18 protein-coding genes and 1 tRNA gene are annotated in these 16,600 nt (G+C 70.1%); 11 read left to right on the top strand and 8 right to left on the bottom strand.

The features are described from left to right. Positions 1-108: 108 nt before the first annotated feature. On the bottom strand, positions 109-1,275 hold the full coding sequence (gene hppD / locus ACFY12_RS28535; protein ID WP_390718783.1) for a 4-hydroxyphenylpyruvate dioxygenase: 1,167 nt from the start codon (positions 1,273-1,275) through the stop codon (positions 109-111). A gap of 129 nt (positions 1,276-1,404) precedes the next feature. Here hppD and ACFY12_RS28530 point away from each other — a divergent pair, with 129 nt between their 5' ends. The 5 genes from ACFY12_RS28530 to ACFY12_RS28510 all read left to right on the top strand — a co-directional run bounded on the left by ACFY12_RS28530 (position 1,405) and on the right by ACFY12_RS28510 (position 5,997). After that, positions 1,405-1,872: an Lrp/AsnC family transcriptional regulator gene (locus ACFY12_RS28530; protein WP_390718782.1), complete on the top strand. Its 468-nt coding sequence runs from the start codon at positions 1,405-1,407 to the stop codon at positions 1,870-1,872. Positions 1,873-2,038: 166 nt separating this feature from the next. Further along, positions 2,039-2,686 (top strand): ABC transporter permease, encoded by a 648-nt coding sequence (locus ACFY12_RS28525; protein WP_390718781.1) that lies wholly within the window; start codon positions 2,039-2,041, stop codon positions 2,684-2,686. Between the two features lie 103 nt (positions 2,687-2,789). After that, positions 2,790-3,980, top strand: coding sequence for a betaine/proline/choline family ABC transporter ATP-binding protein (locus ACFY12_RS28520; RefSeq protein WP_390718935.1), 1,191 nt, complete (start codon positions 2,790-2,792; stop codon positions 3,978-3,980). A 74-nt stretch (positions 3,981-4,054) separates the two neighbouring features. Beyond that, the gene (locus ACFY12_RS28515) at positions 4,055-4,921 is read left to right on the top strand and encodes an ABC transporter permease (protein ID WP_390718934.1); all 867 of its coding nucleotides are present in this window, start codon (positions 4,055-4,057) and stop codon (positions 4,919-4,921) included. A 59-nt stretch (positions 4,922-4,980) separates the two neighbouring features. Then, the gene (locus tag ACFY12_RS28510) at positions 4,981-5,997 is read left to right on the top strand and encodes a glycine betaine ABC transporter substrate-binding protein (protein ID WP_390718780.1); all 1,017 of its coding nucleotides are present in this window, start codon (positions 4,981-4,983) and stop codon (positions 5,995-5,997) included. 19 nt (positions 5,998-6,016) lie between these two features. Here ACFY12_RS28510 and ACFY12_RS28505 read toward each other — a convergent pair whose 3' ends face one another. The 4 genes from ACFY12_RS28505 to ACFY12_RS28490 all read right to left on the bottom strand — a co-directional run bounded on the left by ACFY12_RS28505 (position 6,017) and on the right by ACFY12_RS28490 (position 11,486). Further along, on the bottom strand, positions 6,017-6,796 hold the full coding sequence (locus tag ACFY12_RS28505) for a S16 family serine protease (protein ID WP_390718779.1): 780 nt from the start codon (positions 6,794-6,796) through the stop codon (positions 6,017-6,019). 99 nt (positions 6,797-6,895) lie between these two features. Then, positions 6,896-7,537, bottom strand: coding sequence for an IclR family transcriptional regulator (locus ACFY12_RS28500; RefSeq protein WP_390718778.1), 642 nt, complete (start codon positions 7,535-7,537; stop codon positions 6,896-6,898). Positions 7,538-7,900: 363 nt separating this feature from the next. Next, positions 7,901-9,700, bottom strand: a complete 1,800-nt coding sequence (locus ACFY12_RS28495; protein ID WP_390718777.1) for a DEAD/DEAH box helicase — start codon at positions 9,698-9,700, stop codon at positions 7,901-7,903. A gap of 316 nt (positions 9,701-10,016) precedes the next feature. Then, positions 10,017-11,486 carry an MFS transporter gene (locus ACFY12_RS28490; protein WP_390718776.1) on the bottom strand — a complete coding sequence of 490 codons (1,470 nt, stop codon included), beginning with the start codon at positions 11,484-11,486 and terminating at the stop codon, positions 10,017-10,019. A gap of 213 nt (positions 11,487-11,699) precedes the next feature. Between ACFY12_RS28490 and ACFY12_RS28485 the strand changes: the two genes are divergently transcribed. Next, positions 11,700-11,774 (top strand) — tRNA-Cys (locus tag ACFY12_RS28485). Positions 11,775-11,842: 68 nt separating this feature from the next. On the opposite strand, the gene ACFY12_RS28480 is transcribed toward ACFY12_RS28485, so the two are convergent. Then, positions 11,843-12,061, bottom strand: a complete 219-nt coding sequence (locus tag ACFY12_RS28480; RefSeq protein WP_390718775.1) for a DUF397 domain-containing protein — start codon at positions 12,059-12,061, stop codon at positions 11,843-11,845. Beyond that, complete coding sequence (locus ACFY12_RS28475) at positions 12,058-12,822, bottom strand: helix-turn-helix transcriptional regulator (RefSeq protein ID WP_390718774.1); 765 nt, start codon at positions 12,820-12,822, stop codon at positions 12,058-12,060. Before ACFY12_RS28475 ends, ACFY12_RS28480 begins: the two co-directional genes overlap by 4 nt. A 239-nt stretch (positions 12,823-13,061) precedes the next feature. Between ACFY12_RS28475 and ACFY12_RS28470 the strand changes: the two genes are divergently transcribed. From ACFY12_RS28470 to ACFY12_RS28450, 5 genes are all read left to right on the top strand, one after another. Beyond that, on the top strand, positions 13,062-13,286 hold the full coding sequence (locus ACFY12_RS28470; protein ID WP_390718773.1) for a hypothetical protein: 225 nt from the start codon (positions 13,062-13,064) through the stop codon (positions 13,284-13,286). Continuing rightward, a complete protein-coding gene (locus ACFY12_RS28465; RefSeq protein ID WP_390718772.1) occupies positions 13,283-13,480 on the top strand; it encodes a hypothetical protein in 198 nt (65 codons plus the stop codon). Before ACFY12_RS28470 ends, ACFY12_RS28465 begins: the two co-directional genes overlap by 4 nt. A gap of 157 nt (positions 13,481-13,637) precedes the next feature. Further along, positions 13,638-13,877, top strand: coding sequence for a hypothetical protein (locus ACFY12_RS28460; RefSeq protein WP_390718771.1), 240 nt, complete (start codon positions 13,638-13,640; stop codon positions 13,875-13,877). A 161-nt stretch (positions 13,878-14,038) separates the two neighbouring features. Then, positions 14,039-14,272, top strand: coding sequence for a hypothetical protein (locus ACFY12_RS28455; RefSeq protein WP_390718951.1), 234 nt, complete (start codon positions 14,039-14,041; stop codon positions 14,270-14,272). Between the two features lie 66 nt (positions 14,273-14,338). Beyond that, complete coding sequence (locus ACFY12_RS28450) at positions 14,339-15,049, top strand: SDR family oxidoreductase (protein ID WP_390718770.1); 711 nt, start codon at positions 14,339-14,341, stop codon at positions 15,047-15,049. A gap of 67 nt (positions 15,050-15,116) precedes the next feature. Here ACFY12_RS28450 and ACFY12_RS28445 read toward each other — a convergent pair whose 3' ends face one another. Next, positions 15,117-16,562: an amidase gene (locus ACFY12_RS28445; protein ID WP_390718769.1), complete on the bottom strand. Its 1,446-nt coding sequence runs from the start codon at positions 16,560-16,562 to the stop codon at positions 15,117-15,119. Between the last annotated feature and the right edge of the window lie 38 nt (positions 16,563-16,600).

The following is a 16,600-nucleotide window of genomic DNA, read 5'->3' as shown; positions in this document are numbered from 1 at the left end:
ACGGTGCCGGACCGGCCACAGGGCGCCGGGTGCAGAGATTGCCGCTCTGAGCTCAGAGGTTGCCGCGTCGGGCTCAGAGGTTGCCGCCCCGCCCGACCCCTGCCGGGCTCAGAGGTTGCCGCGCCGGTCCTGCTCGCGCTCGATCGCCTCGAAGAGGGCCTTGAAGTTGCCCTTGCCGAAGCCGAGGGAGCCATGCCGTTCGATCATCTCGAAGAAGACGGTGGGGCGGTCCTGGACCGGCTTGGTGAAGATCTGGAGCAGGTAGCCGTCCTCGTCGCGGTCGGCGAGGATCTTCAGTTCGCGCAGTTCGTCAACGGGGACGCGGGTCTCGCCGACCCACTCGCCGAGGGTGTCGTAGTACGCGTCGGGGACGTCGAGGAACTCGACGCCGGCGGCGCGCATCTGCCGGACGGTGGCGACGATGTCGTTGGTGGCGAGGGCGATGTGCTGGACGCCCGGGCCGCCGTAGAACTCCAGGTACTCGTCGATCTGGGACTTCTTCTTGGCGATCGCCGGCTCGTTGATCGGGAACTTGACCTTCTTGGTGCCGTCGGCGACGACCTTGGACATCAGGGCGGAGTACTCGGTGGCGATGTCGTCGCCGACGAACTCCTTCATGTTGGTGAAGTGCATGACGTTCTTGTAGAAGTCGACCCACTCGTTCATCCTGCCGAGCTCGACATTGCCGACACAGTGGTCGATGGCCTGGAAGAACCTCTTCTTCGCGGGCTCGGCCAACGGCGTCGCCGCCTCGTAGCCGGGCAGGTAGGGGCCGTCGTATCCGGTGCGCTCGACGAGGGTGTGCCGGGTCCGGCCGTAGGTGGCGATGGCGGCCAGGACGACGCTGCCGTGGTCGTCCTTGAGCTCGTAGGGCTCCTCCAGGCCGGTGGCGCCATGGGCGACGGCGTACGCGTAGGCGGCGCGGGCGTCGGGGACCTCGATGGCGAGGTCGACGACCCCGTCGCCGTGCGCCGCGACATGGTCGGCGAGGAAGCGTCCCCGGTCGGTGGTGGGTTTGATGACGGAGGTGAACACGAAGCGGGCGCCGCCGGATTCGAGGACATAACTCGCGGTCTCCCGGCTGCCGGTCTCCGGTCCGGCGTAGGCGACCCGTTTCATACCGAAGGCGGTGGAGTAGTAGTGCGCGGCCTGCTTGGCGTTGCCGACGGCGAAGACGACCGCGTCCATCCCCTTGACCGGGAAGGGGTCCGCCTGCTGCTCCCGCCGGGCCGTGCCAGGGGTGGTGGGCTGGGTGTGCATCGTGGTGTCTGCCATGGCGGCAGAGTCTCTCCGATCCACAAGGTGCGCAATAGTTTGTGAATCTGGTGGGCATGATGCCTAGCGGCTGGGCGGTTTTGCCGGGCTATCTGTACATGATGACCATCGAAATCGAGGGAACGGGCGATGGCGATCGATCATTTGGACGGGGCGCTGCTGGTGCTGCTCGCCGAGGAGCCGCGGATCGGTGTGCTGGAGGCGTCGCGGCGGCTCGGGGTGGCGCGCGGGACGGTGCAGGCGCGCCTGGACCGGCTTCAGTCGAATGGAGTGATCAGGGGCTTCGGGCCGGACGTGGACCCGGCGGCGCTCGGCTACCCGGTCACCGCGTTCGCCACGCTGGAGATCAAACAGGGGCAAGGCGGTGATGTACGGGCCCATTTGGCCACCGTTCCGGAAGTGCTGGAGCTGCATACAACGACGGGACATGGGGACATGTTCTGCAGGCTCGTCGCCCGGTCCAACGCCGATCTGCAGCGAGTGATCGACCGGGTTGTGGGATTTGATGGCATTGTGCGGGCCTCAACGGCGATCGTCATGGAAAATCCGGTTCCGTTGCGGATCATCCCGCTGGTGAAGCAGGCATCGGGGGCCTGACCGGACGCGGTGCCCGCACGCCCGAGGAGGCGACGGTGAGTTTCTTGGGAGCTGAGTTTCCGGGAGTACGGACGGTGAGTTTCCGGGGGTACGGACGGTGAGCTTCTGGGAGTACGGACGGTGAGCTTCTGGGAGTACGGACGGTGAGTTTCTGGGGGTACGGACGGTGAGTTTCTGGGAGTACGTCGGCACCCGGCACGCCCAGCTGCTGACGGATACGTTCCAGCACGCCAGCGCGGTCTTCCAGTGCATGGTGATCGCCACCCTGCTGGGCGTCCTCATCGGCGTCGTCACGTACCGCAGCGAATGGGCGGGCGCCCTCGCCACGACCGCCACCGCCACCCTCCTCACGATCCCCTCACTGGCGATGATCGGCCTGCTGATCCCGGTCGTCGGCCTCGGCGTCGCCCCGACCGTGACCGCGCTGACCCTGTACGGACTGCTGCCGGTGGTCCGTAACGCGATCGTCGGACTGCGCGGGGTGGACCCGGCACTGGTCGACGCGGCCAAGGGCATCGGGATGTCGCGCGCCGCCCGGCTCTTCCGGGTCGAACTGCCGCTGGCCTGGCCGCCGATCCTCACCGGTATCCGGGTCGCCACCCAGATGCTGATGGGCATCGCCGCGATCGCCGCCTTCGCCTCCGGCCCCGGGCTCGGCAACGAGATCTTCCGCGGGATCTCCTCACTGGGCAGCGCCAACTCCCTCAACCAGGTGCTGGCCGGCACCCTCGGGATCGCCGTCCTCGCGCTCCTCTTCGACGCCGTGTACGTCCTGATCGGACGCCTGACCATCTCCAGGGGGATCCGTGCCTGAGACCACCGGCCCGGCCGCGCCGACTCCGTCGGCCGTGCCCGCCGAATCCACCGAATCCACCGGGCGGTCCGGCGCCGACGCCGCCTCCGGCGCGCGGATCGAGCTGGAGAACCTGACGAAGACCTACCCGGGCAACCCGCACCCCGCGGTGGACAACGTCACCATGGAGATCAAGGCCGGTGAGACGGTGATCTTCGTGGGGCCCTCGGGCTGCGGCAAGTCCACCACCCTGAAGATGATCAACCGGCTGATCGAGCCGACCTCCGGGCGGATCCGGATCGGCGACGAGGACGTCACCCGCATCGACCCGGTCAGGCTGCGCCGCAAGGTCGGCTACGCCATCCAGGCCTCCGGCCTCTTCCCGCACATGACCGTCGCCCAGAACATCGCCCTGGTCCCCAGGATGCTCGGCTGGCCCAGGACGAAGGTCCGCGACCGGGTCGAGGAGATGCTCGACCTGGTCGGCCTGGATCCCGGAGAGTTCCACGGCCGCTACCCCCGCCAGCTCTCCGGCGGCCAGCAGCAGCGCGTCGGGGTGGCCCGCGCGCTCGCCGCCGACCCGCCCGTCCTGCTGATGGACGAGCCGTTCGGCGCCGTCGACCCGATCACCCGCGACCACCTCCAGGACGAGCTGATCCGGCTCCAGCACGAACTCCGCAAGACCATCTGCTTCGTCACCCACGACTTCGACGAGGCCATCAAGCTCGGCGACCGCATCGCGGTGCTCCGCGAGCGCTCGCACATCGCCCAGTTCGACACCCCCGAGGCCATCCTCACCAACCCCGCCGACGACTTCGTCTCCGGTTTCGTGGGCGCCGGCGCCGCGCTCAAACGCCTGAACCTCACCCGCGTACGGGACGTGGGCGTGGTCGGCTTCCCCACCGCCACCCTCGACGACCCGCTGGAGACGATCTTCGACCTACTGCGCTCCGGCTCCCACAACGAACTGCTGCTGCTGGACCGCAACCGGCGCCCGTACAAATGGCTGCGGCGCGGTGACCTCGCGCGCGCCAAGGGGTCGCTGGCGCGGGCCGGGACGCTGGTGCAGCACACCGTGACCCGGGACGCCACGCTGCGCGACGCGCTGGAGGCGGTGCTCACCGACAGCGCGGGCCGGGTGGCGGTCACCGGGCGGCGCGGTGAGTACACCGGCGTGGTCGACATGGAGACGCTGATGAACAACGTCCATGAGCTGCTGGAGGCCGACCGGCTGGACGCCATCGAGCACCAGCACCGGCTCCAGGAGCAGCGCGCCCGCCAGACCCAGCGGGAGCAGGAAGGGCTGGAGGCGTGAGCTCCGGCGGGGGCGGTGCACGCCCGGACGGTGCGCGCTCGGACGGTGCACGCTCGGGCGACGTCGGGGACGGCATCGGGGACGACGTCGGGACGGGGGCGCGGGAGCGGACTGCCAGTGAGGCAGACGGTGAGGCGCTCGGCGAGGCAGGCGGTGAGGCGATCGGTGAGGCGCCCGCCCCCTCCGCGCCGCCCGGGGCGCGCCGGATCAGCTGGCAGAAGTGGACGTTCATGCCGGCGTTCCTGGTCGTGGCGCTGCTGGCCACCTGGCTGTGGTTCCGCGGCGCCCGGCTGGACTCCATCGCCCACCAGGCGGTGGACGGCGGCAAGGTGTGGCTGGCGCTGCGCCAGCATGTCGAACTCACCGCCGTCTCCACCTTCTTCGTACTGATCATCGCGATCCCGCTGGGCATCGCGCTGACCCGGTCCGGGCTGCGCCGGGCCACGCCGTTCGCGGTGGCGTTCGCCAACCTGGGGCAGGCCGTGCCCGCCCTGGGCCTGCTGGTCCTGCTGGTCATCTGGCTGGGCATCGGCGCCCGCGCGGCGATCGTCGGCATGGTCGTCTACGCGGTGCTGCCGGTCCTCGCCAACACCATCGCCGGGCTGCGCGGCATCGATCCGACGCTGACCGAGGCCGCCCGTGGTATCGGCATGTCCGCCACCGGCGTCCTAGCCAAGGTCGAACTCCCGCTGGCGGTACCGCTGATCCTGGCGGGCGTACGCACCGCGCTGGTACTGAACGTCGGCACCGCGACGCTGGCCACCTTCGGCGGTGGCGGCGGCCTCGGCGATCTGATCTCGGCGGGGATCGTCACCCAGCGGATGCCCGTACTGATCCTCGGGTCGGTGCTGACCGTGGCGCTCGCCCTGCTGGTCGAATGGCTGGCCTCGCTCGCCGAACTGCTGCTGCGGCCACGCGGGCTGGAGGTGGGGGGCCGATGACGTCCTCCAGAAGCGGGGGGCTGATGACGTCCGCTGGAAGTGGGAAGCCTGGGAAGCCGATGACGTCCTCTGGGGGACGTGCCCCCGTCCGGCGGCGTACGGCCGTGGTGGCGCTGGCCGGGGCGCTGGCGCTGCTCACCGCGGCGGCCGGGCTGAGCGGCTGCGGCCTGGTCAGCGGAAGCCCGATGACCGACGACGTCACGCCCGGCACCGTCGGCCGGGGCCTGCCCCTCAAGGGCGCCCAACTCACCGTCACATCAAAGGAGTTCACCGAGAACCTCATCCTCGGCCAGATCATGGGCCTGGTCTTCGAGGCGGCCGGCGCGACGGTCGTCGACCGGACCAACATCCAGGGCACGATCGGCGCCCGCGAGGCGGTGCGGACCGGCGCCGCGGACGGGATGTACGAGTACACCGGCACCGGCTGGATCACCCACCTCGGCCATGAGAAGCCGATCACCGACGCACACGAGCAGTGGCGGGCGGTCCGCGACGAGGACCGGGCGAACGGCCTCGTGTGGCTGCCGCAGTCCTCCCTCAACAACACCTACGCGCTGGCGCTGAACGCCGCGAACGAGAAGAAGTACCGGCTCAGGACTCTCTCGGACCTCGCCGCGCTGCTCAAGAAGGACCCCGGCGCGGTCACCCTGTGTCTGGAGAACGAGTTCGTCACCCGCAACGACGGCTTGCCCGGTATGGCCAGGGCGTACGGCATGAGCATCCCTGCCGGCAATATCCGCAAGATGTCCGCCGGCGTCGTCTACACGCAGGTGGACCGGGGCACCGCCTGCACCTTCGGCGAGGTCTTCACCACCGACGGCCGGATCCAGGCCATGGGCCTGACCGTCCTCGCCGACGACAAGCGCTTCTTCCCCAACTACAACGCCGCGCCGGAGATGAACGCCGCGACGATGCGGGCGTACCCGCAGATCGCCGCGGTGCTCGCGCCGGTCACCAGAGCCCTCGACAACACCGTCGCCCGGGAGCTGAACCGCAAGGTGGACGTGGACGGCGAGGACCCGCACGAGGTGGCCAAGGACTGGCTGCTGCGGAAGGGCTTCATCAAGGAGGGTTGAACCCCGCCGCAGGCTCTGGCTAGCAGCTGGGGACCTTGCCCCCGGCCCGCAGCGCCTTCAGCGCGTCCACCGCGCCGTCCAGCGTGCCGACGGGGATCAGCCGCATCCCCTCCGGCAGCTCGACCCGCGCGGCCGCGCACTCCTCGTGGGGGACCAGGAACACCGAGGCGCCGTCGCGGTGCGCGGCCTGGGTCTTCAGCGGAACCCCGCCGACCGCCCCCACCTTTCCGCTCGCGCTGATCGTGCCCGTCCCGGCGATCGTCCGCCCGCCGGTCAGGTCGTGCCCGGCCCCGTCACCGTCCACCTTGTCGACGATGCCGAGGGCGAACATCAGGCCGGCGCTCGGCCCGCCGATGTCCGCGAGGCTCAGCTTGACCTTGACGTCCTTGGGGGACCTGTTCAGCCGCCGGAGCGCGGCGACGGTGGCCGAGTCCTGGGACTCCCTCATCTGCCGCGCGTTGTGCTCGGCGATCTCCTCGGTGCTGCCGCCCACCGGGTAGACCGCCTCCCTGGGCATCACGGCCTGGTCCGTACGGAACCAGCCCCGGACGATGTCCGGCAGGCGGACCGTGGCGTCCGGGCCGGTCGCGACGATCGCGGTCATCCGCAGCTGGCCGGTCGTCCGGCGGGTCCCGGCGCCGGTGAGGGCAATCACCGGCTTGCCCTTGTCGTCCCCGAGAACGTTCACGGTCGTGCCCGGATACGCCACCGAGTACGGCAGCGGGGCGAACGCCGCGGTGCCGAGCAGGGCGAGAACCAGGGCGGTACAGAGCGCCAGAGCGCGAGCGCGGGAAGACACCCGGCCACCCTAATTGACCCTTGCCCCACCCGCCCCCGCGGCGCATACCGCCCGGGTGGCCGCCCTACTGGCTGAGCGGTCGACCGGCCGACCGGCCGCTCAGCGGAGCGCTTCGGACACCTCCCGGGCCGCGTCGATCACCCGCTTCCCGACCCGTTCCGAGACGGTGTCGGCGAGCATGACGACCCCTACGCTGCCCTCGATGCCGTTCACCCCTAGCAGCGGCGCCGCCGCCCCGCTCGCCCCGGCCTCCAACTCCCCATGTGTCAGGGCGAGTCCGGCATCTTGCGTCCGGCCCTGGCGGGCCTTGAGGATCGCCCGTCCGGCGGCCCCGCGGTCCAGCGGGTGCCGGAACCCGGCCCGGTAGGCCACGTGGTAGTCGGTCCAGGTCGGCTCCACCACGGCGACGGCGAGCGCCTCCGTACCGTCGACCAGGGTGAGGTGCGCGGTGGCCCCGACGTCCTCGGCCAGCGACCGCAGCGCGGGCAGTGCGGCCTGTCTGACCAGCGGGTGCACCTGCCGGCCCAGCCCCAGCACGCCCAGGCCCACCCGGGCTCGGCCGCCGAGGTCGCGGCGCACCAGGGCGTGCTGCTCCAGCGTGGCCAGCAGCCGGTAGACCACGGTGCGGTTGACGCCGAGCTTGTGGGACAGCTCGGTGACGGTCAGGCCGTGGTCGGTGTCGGCGAGCAGTTTGAGGACGCGCAGTCCCCGGTCGAGTGTCTGGGAGGTCTCCGCGGTCACGACGCCCCTCCTGGTGTGAGTGGCGGCGCTCCGGACCCGCGCGCTGCGAGTGCCGGAGCAGCGCGCGCTGGAGGCCGCCGGCCGCTTGGCACCGGCTGCGCTCCGCGGCGGCGTTGCCACGGGGCGTGCGTGTGACCGGGACAGTAGCGAGCCGGTCCGGTCAGCGGAAGAGGCCGTCCAGAATCCGGGCTCCGCCGACCGGAACATCCCGATTCGTCCGCCCGAGAGGGGGCGTATGGATGTTTCAGCGGGAGCTACGAACCACTGGAAGCCCCAGCGGAGCTACGAACCACTGGAAGCCCCAGCGGAACTACGAACCACTGGCAGCCTCGGCGAGGGCGACGAACCGGCCGGCCCGCCCCCTCACCGCATCCGGGTGGCCCACTCCCGTACCTTCTTGATCCGCTCGGTGAGCTGCCCGGCGGTGGCCTCCGCGCTCGGCGGTCCGCCGCACACCCGCCGCAGCTCGGTGTGGATCACCCCGTGCGGCTTACCGCTCTGGTGGACATACGCCCCCACCAGCGTGTTCAGCTGCTTCCTCAGCTCCAGCAGCTCCTTGTGCGTGACCACCGGGCGCCGCTCGGCCGGCATCTCCAGCAGGTCCGCCTCCGCGTCCGGCTTCTTCCGGCTGTGCGCGATCTGCCGGGCCTGCCGCTTCTGGAGCAGCAGTTGCACCTGGTCGGGCTCCAGCAGCCCCGGGATGCCCAGGTAGTCCTGCTCCTCCTCGCTGCCCGGGTGCGCCTGCATACCGAACTCGGCGTTGTTGAAGAGCACCCGGTCGAAGACCGCGTCGGACTCCAGAGCCTCGAAGGGCAGCTGGTCCTGCTCCCCGGTGTCCTCGTCCTGCTGCTTGTTCGCCTCGTCCATCTCCTTCTCGGACTCGGCGTACGGGTCTTCTTCCTCCCCGTCCTTCTTCGGCTTGTCGAGCACGTGATCGCGCTCGACCTCCATCTCGTTGGCGAAGCCGAGCAGCGCCGGGACGGTCGGCAGGAAGACGGAGGCGGTCTCACCGCGCTTGCGGGACCGTACGAAACGCCCCACCGCCTGCGCGAAGAACAGCGGCGTCGAGATCGTCGTGGCGTACACCCCCACCGCCAGCCGCGGCACGTCCACGCCCTCGGACACCATCCGCACCGCCACCATCCAGCGGTCCTGCGAGTGCGAGAAGTCGTCGATGCGCTGCGAGGCACCGGAGTCGTCGGACAGCACCAGCGTGGCGCCCTCCCCGGTGATCTCCCGGATCAGCTTGGCGTACGCCCGGGCCTGCTCCTGGTCCGAGGCGATCACCAGCGCGCCCGCGTCCGGAATGGCCTTCCGGACCTCGGTCAGCCGCTGGTCGGCGGCCCGCAGCACGTTCGGCATCCAGTCGCCGCGCGGATCCAGCGCCGTCCGCCAGGCCTGCGAGACCGCGTCCTTGGTCATCGGCTCACCGAGCCGCGCCGCTATCTCGTCGCCCGCCTTGGTCCGCCAGCGCATGTTGCCGCTGTAGGAGAGAAAGATGACAGGACGGACGACACCGTCGCCCAGGGCGTTCCCGTACCCGTACGTGTAGTCCGCGGACGACCGCCGGATCCCGTCGTTCCCCTCCTCGTACGTGACGAAGGGGATCGGGTTGGTGTCGGACCGGAACGGCGTACCGGTCAGCGCCAGCCGCCGGGTGGCCGGCTCGAACGCCTCCAGGCAGGCCTCGCCCCAGGACTTCGCGTCGCCCGCGTGATGGATCTCATCGAGGATCACCAGGGTCTTGCGCTGCTCGATGCGGTTGCGGTGCAGCATGGGCCGTACGCCCACACCGGCGTAGGTCAGCGCCACACCGTGGTACTCGCGGCCCAGCGGCCCGGCGCTGTACTCCGGGTCGAGCTTGATGCCGACCCGGGCCGCCGCCTCCGCCCACTGCTTCTTCAGGTGCTCGGTCGGTGCGACGACCGTCACCTGCTGCACGACGTGGTGGTGCAGCAGCCACGAGGCGAGGGTGAGCGCAAACGTCGTCTTGCCGGCTCCGGGCGTCGCCACGGCGAGGAAGTCCCGCGGCTGCGTCTGGATGTACCGGTCCATGGCCGCCTGCTGCCAGGCACGCAGCTTGTTCGCGGTACCCCAGGGGGCCCGCCCCGGGAAGGCCGGCGACAGGTGGTGATTGTTGGTGGCGCTGGTGGTGGTAGTCACGGTCTCCGTCGGCTGGATCGGCGGTCGGCAACCGCGTCAGCCTAACCGCTGCGCTTGGCTGGGATTCCCACGTTGTCGGGTTTCCCGCCGTACCTTCCGTCTCACCGTTGCGCCCGTCGCAGCGCCCCGTACGTTGTTGGCTTTCCCGCCGTGTCGCCTGGCGGCGGCCGTTACCGCTGCGCGGGGCTGTACGTCACGGGTGCGGCCCTCCGGACTGCCGTCCTGCGGTCCGCCCCCTCCCGTGGGTGGGGAGAGATGAAGGCCGGTGGGGGTGTGCGCGAGTGGTCACCTGCGCGCAGTGGGCTCAGCGGAGACGTCAAACGCGACGGAGGCGTGGGGCCACCGCGACCCCCACCACGGCGACGGCTGCCATCGCCGCGAAGACGGCGACGAATGCGGCGGGGTGGCCGGCGCCTACCGCGCCTCCGGCCTCCGTCCCCGCCGCGATCGAACCACCACCGAACGCGACGAAGAGCACTCCGCTCAGCCCGACGAACGTGACATTGCCCAGCGCGTCCGACATCTGCAGGGACGCGGAGTTGCTGCCGGCCTCCTCCGGGCGGGACAGCTTCAGCAGGAGGACGCCGCCGCTGGAGATGTTCAGCCCCATGCCGAAGCCGCCGATCGTCCAGGCCACCGCGACGATCCAGACCGGCACCCCGTCGAGCAGCACCAGCGGCACCAGGACGATCGCCGTCGCGAGGAGCGCCATGCCCAGGCCCATCAGCCGCTCCCGGTGCGGCTCCAGCCGCGGCCGGCTCTGCACGTACGAGCCGAGCGCCCAGGTCAGGCCGCCGCCGGTGAGGGAGAGACCGGCGAGGGTGGCGGACAGCCCGCGCTGGGTGACCAGCATCAGCGGGATGAAGCTCTCGGCCGCGACCAGCGCCCCGGCCGCCAGGCCGCGCATCAGCACGACGGTCGGCAGACCGCGGGCCGCCCGGAACGTACCGCGGGGCAGCAGCCTCACTGTGCCCGGCCCCAGCAGGGCCAGCCCGGCGGCCGCCGGCAGCAGCGCGAACCACGCCGGGTGCTGGCCCGCGTACTGGAGCAAACAGGCCCCCACCGCGACGGCCAGCGCGAGCAGACACCGCCGGTTGCCCAGCACCTGCCGGACCCCGGCGTCCGGCCCCGGCTCCGTACGCGGCAGCTTCCGCAGCGCCGGCAGCATCACCGCGAGCGGCAGCAGTATCAGTACGGGAATGGCGAGGAAGACCCAGCGCCAGCCGAGGTGTTCGGTGACGGTCCCGGCGAGCAGCGGGCCGACGATCACCGGCACGACCCAGGCCGCCGAGAACGACGCCATGATCGCGGGCCGCAGCCGCTCGGGATAGGCACGGCCGACGACGACGTACAACGACACCACCACCAGCCCGCCGCCGAAACCCTGCACCCCACGCCCGGTCACGAACATGCCCATGCTCGTCGCCCCACCCGCGATCACCAGCCCCGCCCCGAACGCGGCGATCCCGCTGAACAGCGGCGCGAGCGGACCGCGCCGGTCGCTCCACTCCCCCGCCAGCGCCATCGCCACCAGTCCCGCCGTGAAGACGGCGGAGAAGGCGAACGCGTACAGCCCGATGCCGTCCAGGGCCCGGGCGGCAACCGGCATCGCGGTGCCCACGGCACTGGACTCGAAGGCCACGAGGGAGACGACGGAGATGATCCCCAAGGTCAGCGCGCGGTAGGCCGGGGACAGCACCCCGTCGGCGGCATCAGCAGCATCGGCGGCACGCTCAACATCGCCGTTCAGGGACGGGGCAGAGAGGGCGGACTGGTCAGCGGTCATCAGCCCAGCGTAAGAGCCGTACAGCCACCACACCCCTGTCGGAAGGCGGGAATCAGCTCGGCCGTCGGTCCTACATCGCAGGTCCCCGCGCACGTCGGCGCGTCCGCTCCATTGCACCCGTGTTGCCCCGCATTGCGGCTTCATGGCAACCCGCGCCGCACCCTTGCCCGGCCCCCACCCCCGCGCCCTAGAGTCGGAACCACCGCACAACCCGGCCGTGTGCCCGAGTGGTTCAGGGGCTCGCCTGCAAAGCGAGTTACGCGGGTTCGATTCCCGCCACGGCCTCCAAGACGTCATCCACGAAAAGAGCCGGGGCACCATTTGGTGTCCCGGCTATCCCCGTTTACTGGGCTGCGTCAGTGGGGAAATTCTCCGCCCTTGGCATCGTCCACGAATGCCGACCAGGCGTCGGCGCCGAAGGTCAGCACCGGGCCGTCGGAGTTCTTGGAGTCACGGACGGGAACGACGCCGGCAGCCGCGAACACGGGGGCCCACTCAAGGCACTGCCCGCCCTCTCCGCTGCTGTAACTCGACTTAACCCACTCCGCGCCGGAGAGGTCAGGTGTGGTTCTCATCTTGGCAGTTCCTCCATCACCTTGTGCAGCTCGATCAACGTGTTCTCCGGCGAGAGAGCGTCAGCGCGCAACCGGTCGTAATGCCCGCTGGCCTTCTCCACCTGCGCAGCCGAGTCGACGACCCGTCCCATGCCCAGCGCTTCCGTGTAGAGGACACTGGGGCGGTCCTCGAACTGAAGCAGGGTGAACGGCTCACCCGCCGGTGGTGCCCCCGTGTCGAACGGGAGTACTTGAAGGGTGACATGGGGCGACTCCGCCGCCTCCACCAGGTAGGCCACTTGCTCCCGCATGACGTCCGGGCCGCCGACCATGCGCCGTACGCACGCCTCGTCCAGGATCACCCACAGCAGCGGGGGATCGTCCCTGTCCAGTGCGTCACGGCGCCGCAACCGGGCCTGTACCTTCTCGGCCGTCGCCGCTGGGGTGTCACGCGGGTACGACGCACGGAAGAGGGCATGCGCGTACCTCTCCGTTTGCAATATCCCCATGACGAGATAGGCGCTGAAGTCCAGAACGCGTGCGGATACGGCTTCGAGGTCAAGGTACGGTTCGAACCACTCGGGATGTCCGCGCCTGCTCGCGCGCTTCCATGACCGTTTGAAGGTTCCCGGCGTGCCGAACACCTGGTCGCAATGGTCCGCGAACCCCGGCGATCCGACGCGATCCCCCTTCTCCACCATGGATACGTACGACTGACCGTACTTTGCGCCCGCGCCTAGCTCACGCTGACTCATGCCCCGCATGAGCCGCCACGCGCGCACCTCTTCCCCATAGGAAGATCCCGAACTGCTAGACGATTCAGCCAACGCGCAACTCCCCTCCATCACACGTCAGGTGTGATGCCCCTAAGCCTGTTGCTTGGTGTCCGCGAGGCGCAACTCTGATGTCACTGCAAGGGAGTTGCCCATCTCAAAAGATCCGGCACCACCCTGCGGCGATTCCAGGACAGGACAGGCCACATGAAAGACCGCCGGATTCACGGCATGGAGGTGACCGCCTGATGAGCACCCCGTGGGTGCCCGCTCAGGGCGTACTCGTCAAGGACACGGCAGCGGGACGCGTCGGCAAGGCCGTTGGCTGGGACGGGGATACCCGCACGGTCACACTGGCCCCTGTCGCCGGGGATGACGAGACATGGGAGACCCAGCGCTTCCGCCCACCCAACGAACTGGACCGGCTGCGCGCCCGCGTGACCGAGGTCAACAACCGGAGGCGTCGCACATGAGCGGCTACCACGAGCGCCCCGTGTCGCTGGGCGAACCGTTCAACGACCTCGCCCCGGAGCCTGTGCCCGACTGCGACCGGTGCGCCGCGCTGGCAGAGGAGCGCTGCGAGGCGCGCAAAGAGGGGCAGTTCGGCGCGGCAGTGATCGCCAGCATCAAGATCAGGGAACACAGGATGTTCGGCAGTCATGACTGAGCAGCAGGCCGCCGACAGTGTCGCCCAGTGGCGAGCGGTGCCGGGCAACCGCCCCGGACACTGCTCCACCGATCGAAGGAGGTCAACCAGATCCCCGTGACACTGCGCCCGGCGCCCGGAACAGTGGGATGGGCGCTGACTGGACGGAGATGAAGTGATGTTCGAGGTACGACGAGACGAACGCGACGACCGTTGGTACGTCGTCAGCACCCCAGATGGCCACCTGGCGCACATCGAGGGTGCCGACGGGAAGATGTACGGAGCGTTCTTCGATTCTGAGGCCGAGGCCGACAAGTGCGCCAACAAGCTCAACATCGAGGCGTACAGGGCCGCTCAGGCGTACACGGATCAGTACCAGGTCCAACGAGCCCGAGGAGGCGGCAGTGAGCTGCAATAACTGCGGGAACCCGATGACCGTGATGGGCGGACACTGGCACTGCATGCACTGCGGGACTCCCGGCCCGCCGTACCAAGGCGTCTTCCCGTACACCTACCCCAAGCGACTTCGGTAGAGCGGCCACTGTTCAGGGTCAACCGTGGCTGGTTACGAGGGAAAGGGTGGCACCCCGTCGGGGTGCCACCCTGTCGCTCGTCCGTCTCGGCTACGCCTGCAGCCCCTGGGCCACGGCCGCCTGGGGGCGGATGGGGAGGCGGCCGATGGGGCGGCCGGTGGCGGCGCGGACGGCGGAGGCCACGGCGGCCGGGGAGGTGACCACGCCCCGCCCCGCCTACGAGGCCGCCCTCGCGGAACCGGTCCGCCTCGCCGAGGACCCGTTGCCGGACTCGATCTAAGCTGGCCACCGCACGTTCTGTGATGAGTTGGCGGCAGCAAGGAACAGAAGGAGCGTACGGAGCAACATGGCGGACGTACTGGTCACCGGTGCCACGAAGGGGATCGGGCTCGCGATCGCTCACCGGCTCGCACGGGCCGGATACGGCGTCATCGGGGTCGCCCGCAGCGAGCCGGCTCACCCGTTCCCGGGCACGTTCCTCCCCTGCGATCTCGCCGACATCGACGACACCGCGCGCATGCTGGACAAGGCCCTGAGCGGGCGCCGGATCTGCCGTGTCGTCAACAATGTCGGTGTCGCGCAGCCGCAGCCCCTGCAAGAGCTGGAACTGACCACATTGCAGCAGGTGCTGGACGTGAACCTGCGGTCAGCCGTCCAGATTGTTCGGGCTCTTGTGCCGGGTATGCGCGCGGAACGTTTCGGCCGCATCGTCAGCATCACTTCCCGGGCGACGTACGGCGCCCGGGACCGTACGTCGTACGCGGCGGCGAAGAGTGCTCTGGTGGGCTGCACCCGCTCCTGGGCGCTCGAACTCGCTGCGGACGGCATCACCTCCAACGCCGTGTCGCCCGGGCCCACCGGCACCGAACTCTTCCACCGTTCGCGACCGCGCGGCAGTGAAGCGGAACGGAACACGATCGCCTCCATTCCCGTCGGACGCCTGGGTACTCCCGACGACATCGCCGCCGCCGTCGAGTTCCTCCTGTCCGAGGACACGGGCTTCATCACCGGCCACGTGCTTGACGTTGACGGAGGAAGCAGTCTGGGCGGGCGATAGCCGCCACGCCGGCACCCGGACAGGGGCTTCGCCGACGAAGTCGCGGGCCCGCTCCTGACTCAGGTCGTCAGCTGACAGCCGGGCGGCGATCGGTCCAGGGGTGTGCGAGCTCCAGGGCGCGGGACACCTGGAGCAGGAGGTCTTCCCGCCAGGGGGCGGCGACGAGCTGGACGCCGACGGGCAGGCCGGTGGCGTCGTCGTGGTGGAGGGGGAGGGAGATGGCCGGTTGGCCGGTCACGTTGAACAGGGACGTGAACACCGCCAGCGGGTAGCTCTTCAGCAGTGGCGTCAGGGGATCATCGTCGGTGCCGGTTCGCCAGAAGCCGACGGGTGGCGGCAGGCACGCCATCGTGGGCGTGACGAGGAGATCGAAGCCGGTGACGAAGGCTTCGACGATGCGCCGCGACAGGTGCTGGGTCTTCTTCACGCCCTCTGCGTAGGCCCAGGAGTCGATGGCTCGCGCCGCGTCACGCAAGGCCCGGTTATGGGGCTCGACGCGGTCCGGGTCCGCGAGTGCGACCCCGACGCCTGCAAGGTTCCAGATGGTCGTGAACGCCGCGACCAACTCATCGGACGGGGGCAGCGGAAGGGGAACGTCGACGATGTGGTGGCCGGCCGATTCGAGAGCCCGAAGGGTCGTGTCGACCGCCGCCACGCATGCCGGATCGACGTTCAGCCCGTCGATGGGAGGGTCGACGAGCACACCGATCCGCAGCCTTCCCGGCGGGGCCGTCGTTATCGCGCGGGCGAAGGACCGCCGTGGGGCCGGGGGTGACCACCACGCGGCAGGATCATGGCGGGCGAGCACGTCCAGGGCGGCCGCGGCGTCGGCCACCGAGCGGGTGAGCACGCCGTTGGTGGCCAGCCCCTCGGCGTCGACGGTCGCGTTGGTGACCAGGCCGCGGGTGGGTTTGAGTCCGACGAGGCCGGTGCACGACGCCGGGACGCGGATCGAACCGCCGCCGTCGGCGGCGTGGGCGAGGGGCGCCATCCCCGCGGCGACGGCAGCGCCCGCGCCGCTCGACGACCCGCCTGGTGTGCGGTCCGGGTCCCACGGGTTGCGGGAGATCCCCAGGGCCTCGCTCTCAGTGAAGGACACGGTGCCGAACTCGGAGGTGGTGGTCTTCCCGAGCAGGATGAACCCCGCGTCCACGAACCGTTGCACAACCGGGTCCGATGCGGCGGCCGGTGCCCGGACGGCGCCGGCGGACCCATGGGTCGTGGGCCAGCCGGCCACATCGAGGAGGTCCTTGATCGGCAGCGGGACGCCGTGGAACGGCGGGAGGTCCTCGGTCGAATCCGTCGAATCGGCCTGTACCACCGCGTCCGCGGCAGCTGATGCGGCTTTGCGGACGTCGTCGTCGGCTCGGTGGCAGAACGCGTTGAGCCGGGGGTCGAGTTCGTCCATCCGCTGCAAGTAGCTGTCGGCCACCTCTACCGGGCTCACCTCCTTGCGGCGTATGGCCGCGGCGAGTTCGACGGCCGGCATGAACGGGTCGATCGGCTGGTGCATCACGAGCTTCCTCTCCGGGGCGGGTACTGGGCTGTCAG

Origin of the sequence: Streptomyces sp. NPDC001339 (genome assembly GCF_042895955.1) — a bacterium.
Lineage (GTDB): Bacteria > Actinomycetota > Actinomycetes > Streptomycetales > Streptomycetaceae > Streptomyces.
The sequence above is the reverse complement of the archived record's forward strand: the minus strand, read 5'-3'. Positions and strand labels throughout refer to the sequence as shown.

Excerpts from the sequence above, each read along its gene's own strand:
- ACFY12_RS28450 (WP_390718770.1), top strand. The coding sequence starts at position 14,339 with ATGGCGGACGTACTGGTCACCGGTGCCACGAAGGGGATCGGGCTCGCG.
- ACFY12_RS28445 (WP_390718769.1), bottom strand. The coding sequence starts at position 16,562 with ATGCACCAGCCGATCGACCCGTTCATGCCGGCCGTCGAACTCGCCGCG.
- ACFY12_RS28480 (WP_390718775.1), bottom strand. The coding sequence starts at position 12,061 with ATGAGAACCACACCTGACCTCTCCGGCGCGGAGTGGGTTAAGTCGAGT.
- ACFY12_RS28470 (WP_390718773.1), top strand. The coding sequence starts at position 13,062 with ATGAGCACCCCGTGGGTGCCCGCTCAGGGCGTACTCGTCAAGGACACG.
- ACFY12_RS28460 (WP_390718771.1), top strand. The coding sequence starts at position 13,638 with ATGTTCGAGGTACGACGAGACGAACGCGACGACCGTTGGTACGTCGTC.
- ACFY12_RS28490 (WP_390718776.1), bottom strand. The coding sequence starts at position 11,486 with ATGACCGCTGACCAGTCCGCCCTCTCTGCCCCGTCCCTGAACGGCGAT.
- ACFY12_RS28530 (WP_390718782.1), top strand. The coding sequence starts at position 1,405 with ATGGCGATCGATCATTTGGACGGGGCGCTGCTGGTGCTGCTCGCCGAG.
- ACFY12_RS28510 (WP_390718780.1), top strand. The coding sequence starts at position 4,981 with ATGACGTCCTCTGGGGGACGTGCCCCCGTCCGGCGGCGTACGGCCGTG.
- ACFY12_RS28465 (WP_390718772.1), top strand. The coding sequence starts at position 13,283 with ATGAGCGGCTACCACGAGCGCCCCGTGTCGCTGGGCGAACCGTTCAAC.
- hppD (WP_390718783.1), bottom strand. The coding sequence starts at position 1,275 with ATGGCAGACACCACGATGCACACCCAGCCCACCACCCCTGGCACGGCC.